Genomic DNA, 16,042 nt, shown 5'->3' with positions numbered 1-16,042 from the left:
GTCCGAGGAGGACACCATGACCGTGCACCGCACCCACCTCGCCCGCCCGAAGCCGCCGGTCCACCGCCGGCTGCTCGCCGCTCTCGCCTCCCGCCTCGGCTCCGAGCGCGGGGACGTCCCCGGCTGGGTCCTCATCACCCTGATGACCGCCGGGATCGTCATCGCCCTGTGGGCCGTGGCGAGCGACCAGATCGTGCAGATCTTCGAGAACGCGATGGCGCCGTTCCTCGGCGGCTCGCTCTGAGCTGTCCCGGCCCGTCCTGACACCCCGCACGACCAGACCGGAGAGGAGGTCCTCGTCGATGACGCGTCCATCAGACCTGTCCCCGGCGTCTCGTCCGGCGCCGCGCCCGACGGCGGTGGCGACGGCGACCGGAGCCTCCGCACGCGCACGGTCGACCCGCCTCGACCGACTGCGGGACCGGCTCGCCTCGGAACGGGGCTCCGCCGTCGCCGAGTTCCCGATGGTCGCGGCGCTGATCATCGTCATCGCCCTCACGATCGTGCAGGCGGCGATGCTGCTGCACACGCGCAACACGCTCACCGACGCGGCCGTCCAGGGCGCGCACCGGGCGGCGCTCGTGGGCGCCACCCCGGAGGACGGTGCGCTTCGGGCGGAGCGGCTGATCGCCGAGCGCTTCGGCTCCGGATACGACGCGCATGCCGTGGCCTCCCAGGACGCCGACGGCCTCGTGACCGTCGAGGTCGAGGCGACGCTCCCGCTCGTGGGATTGCTGGGTCCCGAGGCCTCCCTGCACGTCGAGGGGCGCGCCCTGGACGAGGAGTCCTGGTGAGCGGGCGGCCGGTCCCGCGACGGCGGCGGGGACCCGGCGCCGAGCTCCGCCTCGCCACTGGCCGCCACCTCCCGGCGGGCGCGCGGCGCGGCGTCCGGACCGCCGGGCCCGCGGGGGAGGACGGCAACGCCCTCGTGGAGTTCGTCGTGCTCGGCGTCGCGCTCCTGATCCCGACCCTGTACCTCGTGCTGACCCTCGGCTCGGTGCAGTCCGCGGTGTTCGCGGCGGACGTCGTCGCCCGCGACGCCGCCCGCATCCACGCCGTCGAGGAGGATCCGGGCACGGCCCGGGACCGCGCCGCCCGGCACACCCGGCTCGTGCTCGAGGACTTCGGCCTCGAGGCCCAGGACGTCGTGACGATCTCCTGCACCGAGGATCCCTGCTCGACCCCCGGCGGCCTCGTCACCGCGCAGGTGCGGATCCCCGTGCCGGTGCCGGGCCTCGGACCCTTCCTCGGCGGTGGGGGACCGGTCGCCGTGAGCGCTACCCATGCCGTGCCCGTGGACCGCTATCGGACGCCGAACGGATGAGCGCCGTGCCCCGTCCCGTGCATCGCGCCCGCCCCCACGGTCCCAGACCGCGCTCCCTGCGCGCGGCGATCCGCGCGAGCGACGGATCGATGACCGTCCTCACCACCGGGGTGCTCGTCGTGATCCTGCTGGTGATGGCCGTGGGCGCCGCGATCACCGGGATGCACCTCGAGCGCAACGAGCTGCAGTCCGCGGCCGACTCGATCGCGCTCGCCGCTGCCCAGGGAGTGGACATGGAGGAGATCTACACGGCCGGCGACTCCTCCCCGATCACGGAGTCCTCGGCCCGGGCCGCCGCGGAGGAGCAGCTCTCCCGCTACCCGCTGGACACCACCCGCACCCACGACATCGGGCTCGACGACGTGAGCGTGGAGGCGGATGGCACCGTGCGCATCGTCCTCTCCGCGCGCACGGACCCGCCGCTGGCCGGATGGTTCACGCGCCGGAGCGGCACCTCGATCCCGCTCCATGTCGAGGGCGAGTCGCGCGCCCGCTGATCGGGACGGGCGCACCCGCCCGCCGACCCCGGCACCGACCGATGGGCAGGATGCGCGCGCCCGGCTCACGCCCCTCCCGACCCGTGGCCGCACGTCGACCCCGGTGAGCGCCGTCGACTAGCGTGCGTGCAGCACGCGCCGCAGAGCCGCCGCCCGCAGCGCCCGTCCCGCCCGCACCACCCGGAGACCCGCCGATGACGCCGTCGCACCCGAGAACCGCTCCTTCCCCGCACCCGGGAGCCTCGGCATGACGGCCGTCCTGCTCGCCCCGGACAAGTTCAAGGGCTCCCTCACCGCCGCGCAGGTCGCGGCCGCCCTCGCCCGCGGGATCACGGCGACATCTCCCGGAGCCTCGCTCGCGAGCTGCCCGATCGCGGACGGCGGCGACGGCACGGTCGACGCTGCGATCGCCGCCGGCGCCGAGGAGCGCACGACGTGGATCACCGGGCCCACGGGCGAGCCGCGCGAGGGGACCTGGGCCCTCGACGGGGACGTCGCCGTGCTCGAGCTCGCGAGCGCCGTGGGCCTCGCGGCGCTCCCGGGCGGGCACCTCGCCCCGCGCGCCGCCTCGACCCGCGGGCTCGGGGAGCTGATCCACGCGGCCGTCGGCGCCGGAGCCCGCACGATCGTCGTGGGTCTCGGCGGGAGCGCCTCGACCGATGCCGGCGCGGGACTGCTCCAGGCCCTCGGCGCGGGACTGCTCACCGCCGGCGGCGAGCCGATCGCCCCGGGTCTCGCCGGGCTCGAGCAGCTCGCGCAGGCGGACGTCGCCCCGGCCCTCGCCGCCCTCGACGGCGTGACCCTGATCGCCGCGAACGACGTCGCGAACCCCCTGCTCGGCCCCGAGGGCGCGGCCGCGGTGTACGGCCCGCAGAAGGGCCTGGACGAGGACGGTGTGCGCGAGGCGGAGGCGATCCTCACGAGCGCGGCCGCGCTCCTGGACTCCGAGGGTGGGCACGCGCGCGCCGCCGGCGCCGGGGCTGCCGGGGGGACCGGCTTCGCCCTGCTGCTGCTCGGGGCGACCCAGCGCTCCGGGGCGGACGTCGTCCTCGAGCTCGCCGGCTTCGACCAGCGCCTCGCCGGCGCCGATCTCGTGGTGACGGGGGAGGGGAAGCTCGACGAGCAGACCCTGCACGGCAAGGGGCCCGCGGAGGTCGCCCGCCGCGCCGTCGCCGCCGGGATCCCGGTGTGGGCGGTCGCTGGCGCCGTCACCCTCGGCGCGGAACAGCTCGAGCAGGCCGGGATCAGTCGTGCCCTGGACCTCGTCTCCCGCGCGGGCGGCGTCGAGGACGCGATCGCCCGCGGCGAGGAGCTGCTGGAGGCGATCGGGCAGGAGATCGGGCAGGCGATCGAGGCGGGTCACGTCCGTGAGATGGGACGCCCCGCGGCCGCCGCTCCCGGCGATCCCGCAGGCCCGCCCGCGACCCTGCCGTAGACTCCCTCCTCGTGGCTTCCATCGACTTCTCCGAAGAGATCCCCCATCTGCGCTCGACGCTCTCGTCGATCGAGCAGGTGACGGACATCGACGCCCTCGACGAGAAGATCGCGGGGCTCGAGAAGCAGGCCTCCGCGCCGGATCTCTGGGACGACGTCGAGAACGCCCAGAAGGTCTCCGCCGCCCTCTCCCACGCGCAGGCCGAGCGTCGCCGCATCTCCGAGCTGGACAGCCGCATCGAGGACCTCGAGGTCATGGTGGAGCTCGCCGCGGAGGAGGACGACGAGGACACCCTCGCCGAGGCGGAGTCCGAGTACCGCTCGATCAAGAAGTCCCTCGACGAGCTCGAGGTGCGCACCCTGCTCGCCGGCGAGTACGACGAGCGCAACGCGGTCGTGACGATCCGCGCGGGCGCCGGGGGCGTCGACGCGGCGGACTTCGCCGAGATGCTCCTGCGCATGTACGTGCGCTGGGCGGAGCGCCACGGCTACCCGACCAAGATCATGGACACCTCCTACGCGGAGGAGGCGGGCCTGAAGTCAGTCACCTTCGAGGTCTCCGCGCCCTTCGCCTACGGCACCCTCTCCGTCGAGGGCGGCACCCACCGCCTCGTGCGCATCAGCCCCTTCGACAACCAGGGCCGCCGCCAGACCTCCTTCGCGGCGGTCGAGGTCATCCCGCTCATCGAGTCCACCGACTCCGTGGAGATCCCGGAGAACGAGCTCAAGGTGGACGTGTTCCGCTCCTCGGGCCCCGGCGGCCAGAGCGTCAACACGACCGACTCGGCCGTGCGCATGACCCACCTCCCCACCGGCATCGTGGTCTCGATGCAGGACGAGAAGTCGCAGATCCAGAACCGCGCCGCGGCGCTGCGGGTCATGCAGTCCCGCCTGCTGCTGCTGAAGAAGGCCGAGGAGGCCGCGGAGCGCAAGGAGCTCGCGGGTGACGTGAAGGCCAGCTGGGGCGACCAGATGCGCTCCTACGTGCTGAACCCGTACCAGATGGTCAAGGACCTCCGCACCGAGTACCAGGAGGGCAACCCCTCCTCGGTGTTCGACGGCGAGATCGACGAGTTCATCGACGCCGGCATCCGCTGGCGCGCCGGGCAGAACCGCTCCGAGGACTGATCCCCGGGGCGGACCACCCCGCCGCCCGCCGCTCCTGCGGGCCGCCGCGCCTCCGCCCCGATCAGGTTTGACCAGGTCTTGACCTCGATCCGGGCGGGCCGTGCGGCGTGCCGCCCCGCGCGCCTTCTACCCTGGAACGGCACGACGCCCCCGATGTGACAGGCACCGATCCCCTCCCGTGATCCGTTTCGACAACGTCACCAAGACGTACCTGCGCGGTCAGAGCCCCGCGGTGGAGAACCTCGACATCGAGTTCGCCCGCGGGGAGTTCGTATTCCTCGTCGGCGCCTCCGGCTCGGGGAAGTCCACCCTCATGCGGATGGTCCTCAAGGAGGTCGCGCCCACGCGCGGCTCCGTCCACGTGGCCGGCAAGGACCTCGCCCGGATCCCCTCGTGGCGCGTGCCTGCGCTGCGCCGCGACATCGGCATGGTGTTCCAGGACTTCCGGCTCCTGCCCTCGAAGACGGCCTACCAGAACATCGAGTTCGCGCTCGCGGTGATCGGCACGCCCCGCAAGGTGGTGCGGCGCCTGGTCCCCGAGATGCTCGAGATGGTGGGCCTGGAGGACAAGGGCCGCCGCCTCCCGCACGAGCTCTCCGGCGGTGAGCAGCAGCGCGTCGCGATCGCCCGCGCCTACGTCAACCGGCCCTCGATCCTGCTGGCCGACGAGCCCACCGGCAACCTCGACCCGGCCACCGCGGAGGGCATCCTGGACCTGCTCGCCGAGATCAACGAGCGCGGGACGACGGTCGTCATGGCCACACACGACCGCGCCGCCGTGAACCGCATGCGCCGCCGCGTCGTCGAGATGGTGGGTGGCGTGGTCGTGCGCGACGAGGAGGGCGGCGGCTACGAGTCCGCCGTCGAGGACAGCGTCATCTCGGGCCATGCGGAGGACGGCGAGTCGGTGACCGCCGCCGGCACCGCCGACCCGGCCGATCCCACGCGGCCGTCGGACCCGACGCCCGCTCCCGACGGCGCCGAGAGCGCCGATCGCGCCGGCCGTGATCACGTCGACGAGGTCCGAGCCTCCGAGGACGTCCTCGAGGAGGACCTCATCGACGAGCGCGAGGCCCAGCACCTGGACGCCGACGACGCCGCCTTCGCCGAGGACGAGGAGGACCACCGATGAGGGCGCGCTACATCCTCGGGGAGATCCTCACCGGGCTCTGGCGCAACGTCGCCATGGTGATCTCCGTGGTCATCGTGACCGCCGTGTCCCTCTCCTTCGTGGGCGCCGGTCTGCTGATGCAGAAGCAGATCATGGACATGAAGTCCACGCTCGTCGAGCAGTCGCAGGTGACGATCTACCTGTGCTCCCCGCACTCGACCGCCGCCTCGTGCGCCGGGGGAGCGGCGAGCGACGCCCAGATCGAGGAGGTGCGCACTGCCCTCGAGGGCGACGTGCTCTCCCCGTACGTCGAGTCCTACGAGGAGCGGTCGCAGGAGGAGGCGCTGGAGATCTACCAGGACCAGTTCTCCGGCGAGGGGTTCGTCTCGAACTTCACCGCCGCGGACATGCCCGTCTCCTTCCACCTCACGCTCAAGGACGCGGAGCAGTCCGCTGCGGTCGTGGAGTTCTTCCAGGGCAGGGACGGCGTCGACGAGGTCACCGATCTCCTGAGCGCCTTCGCCCCGTTCATCGACGTGCTGAACCAGTCCACGCTCTTCGCCCTCGGGCTCGCGGTGCTCATGCTCATCGCGGCCGCGCTGCTGGTCGCCACCACGATCCGCATGTCCGTCGCGGGCAGGCGGCGGGAGATCGCGATCATGCGCCTCGTGGGCGCGTCCAACGTCTTCATCCGTGCCCCGTTCCTGCTCGAGGGGGCGGTCGCCGCGATCATCGGCGGCGTCATCGCCTCGGGCATGCTCTGGCTGGGCCTGCACTACATCGTCGAGGACTGGCTGACACCGACCCTCGGCGCGGAGCTCATCACCATCACGACCGGGGACCTGCTGTGGGCCGCGCCGATCCTCGTGGTCCTCGGCGCCGTGCTCGCGATCGGCGCCTCCGTGGTGTCCCTGAACCGCTACCTGAAGGTGTGAGCATGAGGCCCTCCGCGCTGCGCCGCCCGCTGACCGTGCTCGCCGCAGCGGCCCTGCTCATGGGGCCGCTGCTCACCGCGCCGGCGGCCCTCGCCGAGGGCTCCAAGGACGACAAGATCGCCGAGCGCGCCTCGGTCGACCAGCAGCTCGAGGACCTCCGCATCGAGCTGAGCGACGTCGACGACGACCTCGCCCAGACCTACCTCGACCTCGCGGAGACCGAGCTGCTGATCCCGCAGGCGCAGCAGGATCTCGACGACGCCCAGGCGGAGCTCGAGGCGGCGCGCCAGGAGGACCAGCAGACCGGTGACCGGCTCGAGGCGGCTCAGGAGGAGGAGCGTGAGCTCTCCGGCGAGGTCGACACCGGGCAGCAGGAGGTCGACTCCTCCGACGAGGAGCTCAAGCAGGTCGCGATCGAGGCCTACAAGGGCGGCGGGCTGCCCAGCCCGGCGAGCGTGTACCTCGACAGCGCGACCCCGCAGGACGCGGTGGACCGCTCGATGAACTATCGCCTCACCCTGGCCTCCCAGGGCAGCCGTCTGGACTCGCTGCGCACCGATCAGGCGCTCACCGAGAACTCCGCGGACCGCCTCACCGCCGTGCGCGAGGAGATCGACGACCTCAAGCAGCAGTCCGAGGACGCCGTCCAGCGCACGGAGGACGCGGAGCAGAAGGCCTCCGACGCGAAGTCCTCCCTCGACGACCTCTACGCCCAGCAGACCCAGCAGCGCGACGACCTCGAGGCGAAGAAGAAGAAGTACCAGGACCAGGAGGGCGATCTCGAGGACCGCGGCAGCACGCTCGACGACGAGATCGCCGAGCTCGCCCGCCAGGAGAAGGAGCGCGAGCAGGCGGCGGCCGCGTCCACGCCGGCGCCCTCGGGCGGGGACAGCGGCGGCTCGAGCTCCGCGAAGGGCGGCTGGATCCGGCCCGTGGACTCGCGCATGAACTCGAACTTCGGCTGGCGCTACCACCCGATCTACCACACGCGGAAGCTGCACGCGGGCGTCGACTTCCCTGTCGCCTGCGGCACCCCCGTGAAGGCGGCGCACGACGGTCGCGTCCTCGCGACGACCTCCAACCACAGCGCCGGCAACAAGCTGATCCTCAGCCACGGCATCTCCGGCGGCAAGGTCATCACGACCTCGTACCACCACCTGCAGAGCTTCGCGGTGAGCACGGGACAGTCGGTCAAGGCCGGCCAGACCGTCGCCTACGTCGGCACGACCGGATCCTCGACGGGCTGCCATCTGCACTTCGAGGTGCACGAGGACGGCAACGCCGTGGACCCCGCCGGCTACGTGTGACCGTCCGCCCCGTACGCGGCGGCCCGGGGTAGGCCGGCGGCGGGTGGTGACGTCCGCCCAGGGCGCAGGAAAACGGCTCGTCGCACGGCGCGTCGCCGCGTAGGCTGGGGTGTCCGTCCGCCGCACGAAGGGTGCGGCACACCGCGGGCGAGCGACAGGAGGACTCCATGGCGAAGAAGACCGACAAGGGCCGGGCGGCGACCGACGACGGCCCCGTCAAGAAGCTCATCGCCTCCAACAAGCGCGCCCGCCACGACTACTTCATCGACGACACCTGGGAAGCGGGCATCGTGCTGACCGGCACCGAGGTGAAGTCGCTGCGCGACCGCGGCGCCTCGCTGGTCGACGGCTACTGCTTCATCGAGGGCGGCGAGGTGTGGATGGAGGCCGTCCACATCGCCCCGTACGTCAAGGGCACGTGGACCAACCACGCCGCGCGCCGCAAGCGCAAGCTCCTCCTGCACAAGCGGGAGATCCTCAAGCTCGCCGGCAAGTCCAGCGAGAAGGGCTACACGATCGTGCCGCTCGAGATCTACTTCCTCGGCTCCCACGCGAAGGTCAGCATCGGCCTCGCGCGCGGCAAGAAGGAATGGGACAAGCGGCAGACCCTCCGCGAGCAGCAGGACATGCGCGAGGCGCAGCGCGCCATGCGCCAGCGCGAGCTGGTCTGACGCCGCTCAGAGGCCGAGCTCGAGGCGACGCACCGCGCGGCGGCTCGCGTCCACGAGGTCCTCGTCGTCCGCGGCGAGGTGCTCCCGCATCATGAGCGCGCGCCGGGCGTCCTCGAGCGCGCTCGTGCGCAGCCGCTCCGCCGCCCTGGGTCGCTCCCGGCCGAGCTCCGCCCGCGCATGCTCGAAGCGGCTGAGCGCCCGCTGGTGGAACACCGCGGCGAGCACGGAGAGCGAGGAGGGCGTCGTCGGGTCCTCGAGACCGGTCTCCTCGGCGGCGAGGTCGAACTGCTCGTCCGCCGGGAGGAAGGCGCCCTGCCACTGCAGCACCTGCGCGTAGCGGGCGCGGCGCACGGCCCGCACGAGCGGGGGCAGTGCCGTGTCCTCGAGCCCTCGCCGGCCGGCGGCGGCCGCCTCGTCGAGCCGGCCCAGCATCCGCAGATAGGCGACGGTCCGCGGATCCTCGGGGTGCGCATCGCACCACGCGGCGAGGGTGGCGGGATCCTCGACCACCTCGCGCAGGGTGGACTCGTCGATGGTCACCGGTACGCCCTCGGCGAGGAATCCGCTCATCGCCGCATCATCCCGCCGCGGGCGCCGCGAGGTCCAGGGTGAGCCGCTTCGCCGTGAGCTGACGGATATCCGCTGGGCAGCGAGGCCGAGGGGGAGTAGACTCGTCCTCGCTCCCGGGGACCGCGTGCGGCTGCCGGGGACGGGTTGCTTGACAACAGAAGAGTGAGTGCAGGGACGGCCCGAGGGCCGTCACCTACGTGCTGCAACCCACGCAAGGGGACGATCGGTTTCGACGGTAGTTGTCCTGCGAGGGGAAGCGGGCCGAGAACCCGGAGTCAACTCGTTAATGTCCTCCGGAAACCCATAAGTGCCGAAACCAAGCGCACTGACTTCGCTCTCGCTGCCTGATTCAGCGTGAGCAGTCTGGAACCCCGGGCTTGCTCCTGACCCGGATCGTTCCATCATCAAAGGAGCCACTGCTGCCGACCTTCGTCATCGAGGTCGGGTGAACACCTCAGAGTGACTGAGTCCGTCGACGACGTGTCCGTGTGATCGTCGGGACTGAGAAAACGCCTTCACGGACTGCGCCCGGAGAAGCCCTGGCTTCGCACTATCGGACGCGGGTTCGATTCCCGCCGTCTCCACGACTGCACTCACCGACGAAGGCCCCTCACCTGCGCAGCCGCGCGGGGGAGGGGCCTTTCTCGTGCCCGCAGGTCGTCGAGGAGAGGCCTTCACAGGCGCTCCGAGGCCCCGCCGGAGTTGCCGGGAGTTGCCCCTGGCAAGGGTTGGCAACGGATGCAGGGAGGACTGCAACGAGCCCCAGGATCGGCGCCGGGGCCGTACCGCAGAGGCCTCGTTCTCCCGCGCAGCAGTCGAAGCCGCGGCCACCGCGGCCCGCCGCCGGCGCTCCACGCGGCCCATGAAAGGAGACATCGATGTCTCAGCTCCACGACACCGCCGAGCTCACCGGCTCCGGCGCCCCGACCCCCAGCCGCGGCGCGCCCGGCGCGGCCCCGCCCGGGCGCGGTCGCACGGTCGCCGCGCTCGGCTTCTCGCAGGCCGTCGACAACTCCGAGTCCGGCCTCATCAACGTCTTCTTCCCGCTGATCCGCACGGCCTTCGGCCTCGACTACGGCGCGCTCGGCATGCTCACCGCGATCCCGCGCCTCGCGCGCATGCTCTTCGGCCCGTTCTGGGCGATGATGGCGGACCGCTTCGGCCGCAAGAGGATCCTCTTCCTCGTCACGGGTGTCTGGGGTCTGTGGACGGTGCTCGCGGGCTTCGCCCCCAACTACACCGTGCTCGTGGTGCTCTTCGCGATCTCCGCGATCGGCACCGTCGCCTCGGAGCCGATCCTCAACGGCCTGCTGCCGGACATCTTCGCGAAGTCGGAGCGCGGGAAGGCCTACGGGCTCGTGCGCGGGATCGGCGGCGGCGTCGGCATCGTCATGGGCCCGGCGATCGGCATGTTCGGCGCGAACCCCGACGGCTGGCGCTACGCAATGTGGGCCATGGGCGGCGTCTCCATCCTCTCCGGCATCCTCATCCTGCTGTGGGTGCCGAGCACCCGCGGCGTCTCCTCCGCGCTCATCAGCGCGGACCCCGATTCCGGCACCTTCTCCTTCTCCGACGCGCTGAAGCTGTTCCGGATCCCGACCATCGCGCTCACGGTCGCGATGATCCCCCTCGTGACCTCGGTGGCCGTGATCCCGTTCTTCTCGACGTTCCTGGTCGACGTGCGTCACTACTCGGTGCCCGAGTCGACGGTCATCATGGCCGTGTACTCGCTGGGCACGATGTTCTCCGCGTTCCTGGGCGGCTACCTGGGGGACCTCTTCGACAAGCGCTTCGGGGCTAAGGGCCGGGTCATGCTCATGCAGATCTACCTGGTCACCTTCGCGATCACCGTCGCGCTCACCACCCAGCTGCCCTTCGAGAACCGTCCGTTCGTGTACGGCTCGGCGCTCGTGATGGGTCTCGTGTTCTCGATCGGGTTCTCCGGCTGCGTGCTGCCGATGATCTCCACCGTCGTCCCGCTGCAGCTGAGCGCCACCGCCTTCGCGTTCCTGTTCTCCTTCGTCCAGGGCGGCATCGCGGCGCTGTTCTCGATGTTCGCCGGCAACATCGCCGACGCGATCGGCCTGGGCGGCACCTTCCTGTGGTTCATGACGGTGCCCTACCTGCTGAACGCCGTCCTGTGGTTCGGCTTCTACAAGGTGTACCCGCGGGACCGCGCCAAGCAGGACGCCCGCACCGCCGCGGTGCTCGACGGCGCGATCTGATCCCTCACCCGTCGGAGGGAGCAGGGGCGCGGCCGCCTATCGTGGCCCGGTGACCTCGGATCCCGTCCCTCCGCCTCCGTCGGCCCCGCTGCCTGTCAGTCCGTCGACCGTCAGCCCGCCGCCCGCCGACCTCCCTGTCGACGAGCGGCGGGTCCGGCGTCTGCTGGGGGAGCTGGACCTCGAGCCCGGCGTCGAGCGCGCGTCGCTGCAGCTGCGCATCGGGCCCGCGCCGCTCGGTGAGGGATGGGACAACGTGCTCTGGCCCGTGGGGAAGCACCGGCCAGTGGGGGAGGAGCGGCCCGAGCGGGGGCATCGGCAGCAGGCCGGGGCCGACGGCCGACCGGTCGTGCTGCGGGTCGTCCGACGGGATGCGGCGCGGCCGCTGCTCATGCGCGAGGCGATCGTGCTGCGCCTGCTGAACGGTGCCGGGCCGCTGCCGATGCGCATCCCTGATCTGCTCGGAACGCACCCCGAAGCGCTGCTGGTGACCTGGACGTCCGGGGAGGTCGCCGCCTCGGCGCCGTCCCCGCAGCAGGAGCGGGCCGCCGTGGCGCTCGCGGAGATGCTCGGCGCCGTGCACTCCCTCCCCATCACCGCGCCCCTCGAGCGGAACCCCGTGCGGGGTGTGCCGCTCGCGACCCGGGCCGCGGCCTTCGCGCACGATCTCGACCGCGCGGAGCTCCCCGCTCGGGCCCGCGACGAGGCCCGCCGTCGCTGGGAGCGCGGGCTCGACGCCTCGACCTGGACGGGCCCGGACCTGCTGCTCCACGGGGACCCGCACCCGGGGAACCTCGTGGTCCCGGAGGCCGGCACCGAGCCGCCCGTGCTCATCGACTGGGGTGATGCGACCCCCGGGGACCCCGCGAGCGACCTGGGCGCCCTGCTGCTCCACCGCCCGGATGCGGCGATCCTCGCGCGCTACCGCGCGGCGGCCACCTGGCCGGGCATCGAGGACGAGGCCCGATGGGCGGCGCTCGCCGAGCGGGCAGGCGCGTGGTCCGTGCGGCTCGCCCTGGCCATGGTCACCGCCTACCCGGCAGAGCACCCGCTGGGTGGGGCGGGGCATCGTCTGCTCGACGCCTGATCAGCGTCCCGCCTCGTCCCGGGCTGCACCGGGCGCCGGATCACGCGCGTCACCGGACGGGCCGGCGCCGTCCCGGATCAGCGTGGCCAGCTCCTCCGGGGTCCGGCCGTGGACCTCGAGGGTCTTCTCCCCGTCGCGCGGCGGCACGGCCCGCTCGCGCGAGGCGCGCTCCAGGACCGCCTCGACCTGCTCGTCCGAGGCGCCGAGGAGGTCGTCGCCCGCGAGCATCGGCCCCTCGCCCCCGCGTCGGCGCAGCGCCCGCTCCCGCAGGGCGCCGGGCTCGTCGTCCAGCCGCACGACCCGCACCGGGGCGCCGGGCAGCGCCGCACGGACCTGCGCCGGCCGGACCGGGAACGGCGCGGTGACGACGAGCTCCTGCATCCCCGCCCCGACGAGCACAGCGGCGACGGCCGCGAGCACGTCCAGACCGAGCGCGGGATCCTGCCAGGCCTCTGCGGAGACGGGCTCTGCGGAGACGGCCTCCGCGGCGTCGGACCCGTCGCCGCCGTCGGAGCTCCGGAAGGAGAGCTGGGCGAGATCGAGGAACCCGGTGGGGCGTCCCTGCGCCCAGCCGCCGCTCGCGAGGGACCTGGCGACGCTCGAGGCGCCCGCGCAGCGCGGCCCGGTCACACACAGCACCGGTGTTTTGAGCGCATCGTGCTCCGCGCGCCGCTCCCGGTCGCTGGGTGCGTGGTCGGCGAGCCGTCCTCCGGGCGCCTCCCCCTCTCCGGGCGGGGCGGATCCCGCCGCCGTCGCCAGGTGCTCCTGGACCGCGGCGGCCGCCTGTGCCTCGTCGACGCCGTCGACCGGGAGACCGGTCCAGTCGGGGTGCCGCCGCCGGGACTCGGCGCTGCCGGTCGCGACGGTCTCCTCGACCATGGACGGTCCCCATCCGCGTCCCTGCAGCCGTGCGTGCAGCGTCTCCGGCTCCGCGGTCAGCCACAGCGAGCGGGTGCGGCCCGGTGCGGTCTGCGGCGGCGGTGCGACGGGATCGGCGACCCCGGAGACCAGGAGCAGGCGGGTGCCACGCTCGCGGTGGACGGCGGCGAGCGCGATCAGGGCGCGTTCCTTGAGCGCCCAGCGGTCGTCGTCGCCCTCCGGCGCGGGGTAGAGCATGCCGAGCTGATCGATGTCCACGTACCCGACCGACGGGCGGGCCGAGGACCTCTCCTGCGCGATCCTCTGCGCGAGCGTCGACTTCCCGGCCCCGGGCGGTCCTGCGAGCCTGATCACGTCCATGCGCAGGACCGTATGTGCGGCCCGGGCACCGGGGCGAGCGAGTGTCGGGTGTTCTCGTGCGGACGGACCGTCAGCCTTGCACGGCGGCGCGGGCGGCGACGAAGGCGCGCACCGCGGCCTCGACGTCCTGTTCGGTGTGCGCGGCGGAGAGCTGCACACGGATCCGCGCCTTCCCCTGCGGGACGACCGGGTAGGAGAAGGCGGTGACGAAGACGCCCTGCTCGAGCATGGCGTCGGCCATGCGTCCGGCGAGCGCCGCGTCGCCCAGCATGACGGGCACGATCGCGTGCTCGCCGGGGAGCAGGTCGAAGCCCTCCTCCGTCATCCGGGTCCGGAACAGCTCCGCGTTGCGGAAGAGGGTCGCCCGCAGCTCGGCGCTGCCCTCGACGAGCTCGAGCGCCTGCAGGGTCGCCGCGGTGATCGAGGGGGCGAGGGAGTTGGAGAACAGGTAGGGGCGGCCCTTCTGCCGCAGCAGCGCGACGATCTCGGCGCGGCCGGAGACGTAGCCGCCGCTCGCCCCGCCGAGGGCCTTGCCGAAGGTGCCGGTGTAGAGGTCCACGCGGTCGGAGACGCCGAAGTGCTCGGGCGTGCCCGCGCCGGTGGCGCCCATGAAGCCCACGGCGTGGGAGTCGTCGACCATGACCAGGGCGCCGAACTCCTCGGCGAGGTCGCAGATCCCGGGGAGCGGGGCGAGGTAGCCGTCCATCGAGAACACGCCGTCGGTGACGATCACGATGCGGCGGGCGGGCGCGCCGTCGTTCTGGGTGCGGGTCGCCTCGAGCTGGGTGCGGAGGTCCGCGAGGTCGGCGTTCGCGTAGCGGTAGCGCACGGCCTTGGACAGCCGGATCCCGTCGATGAGGGAGGCGTGGTTCAGGGCGTCGGAGACGATCGCGTCCTCCCGGCCGAACAGCGGCTCGAAGACCGCGCCGTTCGCGTCGAAGCACGAGGAGAACAGGATCGTGTCCTCGGTGCCGAGGAAGGCGCTGAGCGCCTGCTCGAGCTCGAGGTGGAGATCCTGGGTGCCGCAGATGAAGCGCACGGAGGCCATGCCGAAGCCGCGCTCGTCGAGCGCCCGCTTCGCCGTGTCGACGAGGCGGGGGTCGTCGGCCAGGCCCAGGTAGTTGTTGGCGCAGAAGTTCAGCACCTCGGCGCCGTCGCGGCCGGCGGGCCCGGCGGTGATCCGGCCGGCCTGGGGCGTGGTGATGACGCGCTCGTGCTTGAAGGTGCCGGCCTCCTCGATCGCGGTGAGCTCGGCGGTCAGCTGGTCCTTGAGGTCGGTGTACACGGGGGTCCTTCCGGGGTGGCGGTGACGGGGATGGGCGCGGGGCGGGTCAGTCCGAGTGCTCCCAGTCCAGGAGCACCTTGCCGCCGCTGCCGGAGCGGGCCACGTCGTACGCCTCCTCCCAGCGGGCGGCGGGGAGGACGTGGGAGACGGTCGCGAGGACCCGTTCGCGCAGCACGGGGGAGGTGGAGATCATGGCGCTCATCGCGTTCCAGGTCTCGTACATCTCGCGGCCGTAGATGCCCTGCAGCGTGAGCATGTGGGTGATGACGGTGGTCCAGTCGAGCTCGAAGTGCCGGGCCGGCAGTCCGAGCAGGGCGATCTTCCCGCCGTGGTTCATCGTCGCGATCATGCCCTGCAGGGCGGAGGGCTGGCCGGAGATCTCCAGGCCCACGTCGAAGCCCTCCTTGAGGCCCAGGTCCAGCTTCGCCCGGTCGACGGTGGTCGTCGCGACGTTCAGGGCGAGGTCCACCCCGGCGGCGCGCGCCATCTCGAGGCGGTGCTCGTGGACGTCGGTGACGGCGATGAAGCGGGCCCCGGCGTGGCGGGCGACCGCGGCGGCCATGAGGCCGATGGGTCCGGCGCCGGTGATGAGCACGTCCTCGCCGACGAGCGGGAACTTCAGCGCCGTGTGCACGGCGTTGCCGAAGGGGTCGAAGAGGGCGCCGAGCTCGGGGGAGATGAGGTCGGTGCGGCCCTCGTGCTCGTGGACCCAGACGTTGAGGTAGGGGATCGCGACGTACTCGGCGAAGGCGCCGTCGCGCTGCACGCCGACGCTGCGGGTGCGGATGCACATCTGCTTGCGGCCGGCGCGGCAGTTGCGGCAGGTCCCGCACACGACGTGCCCCTCGCCGGAGACGCGATCGCCCATGCGCACGTCGCCGGCCTCGGCGCCGACCTCGACCACCTCGCCGTAGAACTCGTGGCCGGGGGTGAAGGGCACCGTGTCGCACATGGCGCGGGCGGAGTCGTCCCAGTCCTGGATGTGCAGGTCGGTGCCGCAGATCCCGGCGCGCAGCACCCGGATGAGGACGTCGTGGGGGCCGCACGCGGGCCGGGGCAGCTCGACGAGCTCGAGGCCCGCGGCGGGGGAGGTCTTGCGCAGTGCGCGCATGGGGGGCTGGGACATGGGTGGTCTCCGTGGCTCCATCGCTCGGGGTGCGCCGGGGTCTCCGGACGCGGGGCACGAGTCTAGGGGCCGGGCCGCAGGAGCGCGGGGCTTCGCACCGTCCTGC

Annotated in this window: 16 protein-coding genes and 1 other RNA gene; 13 read left to right on the top strand and 4 right to left on the bottom strand. The window is 72.7% G+C overall.

The window, feature by feature from the left end:
* Window positions 1–16: 16 nt before the first annotated feature.
* The 10 genes from ABD080_RS14220 (at window position 17) to smpB (ending at window position 8,407) form a co-directional block, all read left to right on the top strand.
* A complete protein-coding gene (locus ABD080_RS14220; protein ID WP_137770400.1) occupies window positions 17–244 on the top strand; it encodes a hypothetical protein in 228 nt (75 codons plus the stop codon).
* Between the two features lie 115 nt (window positions 245–359).
* Window positions 360–794, top strand: a complete 435-nt coding sequence (locus ABD080_RS14215) for a TadE/TadG family type IV pilus assembly protein (RefSeq protein ID WP_343905825.1) — start codon at window positions 360–362, stop codon at window positions 792–794.
* The gene (locus tag ABD080_RS14210; RefSeq protein WP_343905823.1) at window positions 791–1,324 is read left to right on the top strand and encodes a hypothetical protein; all 534 of its coding nucleotides are present in this window, start codon (window positions 791–793) and stop codon (window positions 1,322–1,324) included. Before ABD080_RS14215 ends, ABD080_RS14210 begins: the two co-directional genes overlap by 4 nt.
* 89 nt (window positions 1,325–1,413) lie before the next feature.
* Entirely contained in the window at window positions 1,414–1,821 is a 408-nt protein-coding gene (locus tag ABD080_RS14205) for a pilus assembly protein TadG-related protein (protein WP_343905821.1), read from the top strand.
* A gap of 247 nt (window positions 1,822–2,068) precedes the next feature.
* Window positions 2,069–3,256, top strand: a complete 1,188-nt coding sequence (locus tag ABD080_RS14200) for a glycerate kinase (protein WP_137770403.1) — start codon at window positions 2,069–2,071, stop codon at window positions 3,254–3,256.
* An 11-nt stretch (window positions 3,257–3,267) separates the two neighbouring features.
* Complete coding sequence (gene prfB / locus ABD080_RS14195) at window positions 3,268–4,383, top strand: peptide chain release factor 2 (protein ID WP_137770404.1); 1,116 nt, start codon at window positions 3,268–3,270, stop codon at window positions 4,381–4,383.
* Between the two features lie 178 nt (window positions 4,384–4,561).
* Window positions 4,562–5,515 (top strand): cell division ATP-binding protein FtsE, encoded by a 954-nt coding sequence (gene ftsE / locus ABD080_RS14190; protein ID WP_137770405.1) that lies wholly within the window; start codon window positions 4,562–4,564, stop codon window positions 5,513–5,515.
* Window positions 5,512–6,429 (top strand): permease-like cell division protein FtsX, encoded by a 918-nt coding sequence (gene ftsX, locus ABD080_RS14185; protein ID WP_137770406.1) that lies wholly within the window; start codon window positions 5,512–5,514, stop codon window positions 6,427–6,429. Before ftsE ends, ftsX begins: the two co-directional genes overlap by 4 nt.
* A gap of 2 nt (window positions 6,430–6,431) precedes the next feature.
* Complete coding sequence (locus tag ABD080_RS14180) at window positions 6,432–7,736, top strand: peptidoglycan DD-metalloendopeptidase family protein (protein WP_343905817.1); 1,305 nt, start codon at window positions 6,432–6,434, stop codon at window positions 7,734–7,736.
* Window positions 7,737–7,903: 167 nt separating this feature from the next.
* Entirely contained in the window at window positions 7,904–8,407 is a 504-nt protein-coding gene (smpB, locus tag ABD080_RS14175) for an SsrA-binding protein SmpB (RefSeq protein ID WP_137770408.1), read from the top strand.
* 6 nt (window positions 8,408–8,413) lie between these two features.
* Here smpB and ABD080_RS14170 read toward each other — a convergent pair whose 3' ends face one another.
* A complete protein-coding gene (locus ABD080_RS14170; RefSeq protein WP_137770409.1) occupies window positions 8,414–8,977 on the bottom strand; it encodes a hypothetical protein in 564 nt (187 codons plus the stop codon).
* Between the two features lie 215 nt (window positions 8,978–9,192).
* On the opposite strand from ABD080_RS14170, the gene ssrA reads away from it, so the two are divergent.
* From ssrA to ABD080_RS14155, 3 genes are all read left to right on the top strand, one after another.
* Window positions 9,193–9,564: a transfer-messenger RNA gene (gene ssrA, locus ABD080_RS14165) on the top strand.
* Between the two features lie 291 nt (window positions 9,565–9,855).
* The gene (locus ABD080_RS14160) at window positions 9,856–11,202 is read left to right on the top strand and encodes an MFS transporter (RefSeq protein ID WP_137770410.1); all 1,347 of its coding nucleotides are present in this window, start codon (window positions 9,856–9,858) and stop codon (window positions 11,200–11,202) included.
* A 49-nt stretch (window positions 11,203–11,251) separates the two neighbouring features.
* Window positions 11,252–12,286, top strand: coding sequence for a phosphotransferase (locus ABD080_RS14155; protein WP_343905814.1), 1,035 nt, complete (start codon window positions 11,252–11,254; stop codon window positions 12,284–12,286).
* On the opposite strand, the gene ABD080_RS14150 is transcribed toward ABD080_RS14155, so the two are convergent.
* The 3 genes from ABD080_RS14150 to tdh all read right to left on the bottom strand — a co-directional run bounded on the left by ABD080_RS14150 (window position 12,287) and on the right by tdh (window position 15,921).
* Complete coding sequence (locus ABD080_RS14150) at window positions 12,287–13,525, bottom strand: AAA family ATPase (protein WP_343905812.1); 1,239 nt, start codon at window positions 13,523–13,525, stop codon at window positions 12,287–12,289.
* Window positions 13,526–13,595: 70 nt separating this feature from the next.
* A complete protein-coding gene (locus ABD080_RS14145; protein WP_343905810.1) occupies window positions 13,596–14,810 on the bottom strand; it encodes a glycine C-acetyltransferase in 1,215 nt (404 codons plus the stop codon).
* Window positions 14,811–14,856: 46 nt separating this feature from the next.
* The gene (gene tdh, locus ABD080_RS14140; RefSeq protein WP_343906118.1) at window positions 14,857–15,921 is read right to left on the bottom strand and encodes an L-threonine 3-dehydrogenase; all 1,065 of its coding nucleotides are present in this window, start codon (window positions 15,919–15,921) and stop codon (window positions 14,857–14,859) included.
* Window positions 15,922–16,042 lie beyond the last annotated feature (121 nt).

The sequence above is a fragment of the Brachybacterium rhamnosum genome (assembly GCF_039526185.1).
Taxonomy (GTDB): domain Bacteria; phylum Actinomycetota; class Actinomycetes; order Actinomycetales; family Dermabacteraceae; genus Brachybacterium; species Brachybacterium rhamnosum.
This window is presented reverse-complemented; position numbering and strand designations above follow the sequence as displayed.

Excerpts from the sequence above, each read along its gene's own strand:
- ABD080_RS14220 (WP_137770400.1), top strand. The coding sequence starts at position 17 with ATGACCGTGCACCGCACCCACCTCGCCCGCCCGAAGCCGCCGGTCCAC.
- ABD080_RS14205 (WP_343905821.1), top strand. The coding sequence starts at position 1,414 with ATGACCGTCCTCACCACCGGGGTGCTCGTCGTGATCCTGCTGGTGATG.
- ABD080_RS14200 (WP_137770403.1), top strand. The coding sequence starts at position 2,069 with ATGACGGCCGTCCTGCTCGCCCCGGACAAGTTCAAGGGCTCCCTCACC.
- ftsX (WP_137770406.1), top strand. The coding sequence starts at position 5,512 with ATGAGGGCGCGCTACATCCTCGGGGAGATCCTCACCGGGCTCTGGCGC.
- ABD080_RS14180 (WP_343905817.1), top strand. The coding sequence starts at position 6,432 with ATGAGGCCCTCCGCGCTGCGCCGCCCGCTGACCGTGCTCGCCGCAGCG.
- smpB (WP_137770408.1), top strand. The coding sequence starts at position 7,904 with ATGGCGAAGAAGACCGACAAGGGCCGGGCGGCGACCGACGACGGCCCC.
- ABD080_RS14170 (WP_137770409.1), bottom strand. The coding sequence starts at position 8,977 with ATGAGCGGATTCCTCGCCGAGGGCGTACCGGTGACCATCGACGAGTCC.
- ABD080_RS14160 (WP_137770410.1), top strand. The coding sequence starts at position 9,856 with ATGTCTCAGCTCCACGACACCGCCGAGCTCACCGGCTCCGGCGCCCCG.
- ABD080_RS14150 (WP_343905812.1), bottom strand. The coding sequence starts at position 13,525 with ATGGACGTGATCAGGCTCGCAGGACCGCCCGGGGCCGGGAAGTCGACG.
- tdh (WP_343906118.1), bottom strand. The coding sequence starts at position 15,921 with ATGCGCGCACTGCGCAAGACCTCCCCCGCCGCGGGCCTCGAGCTCGTC.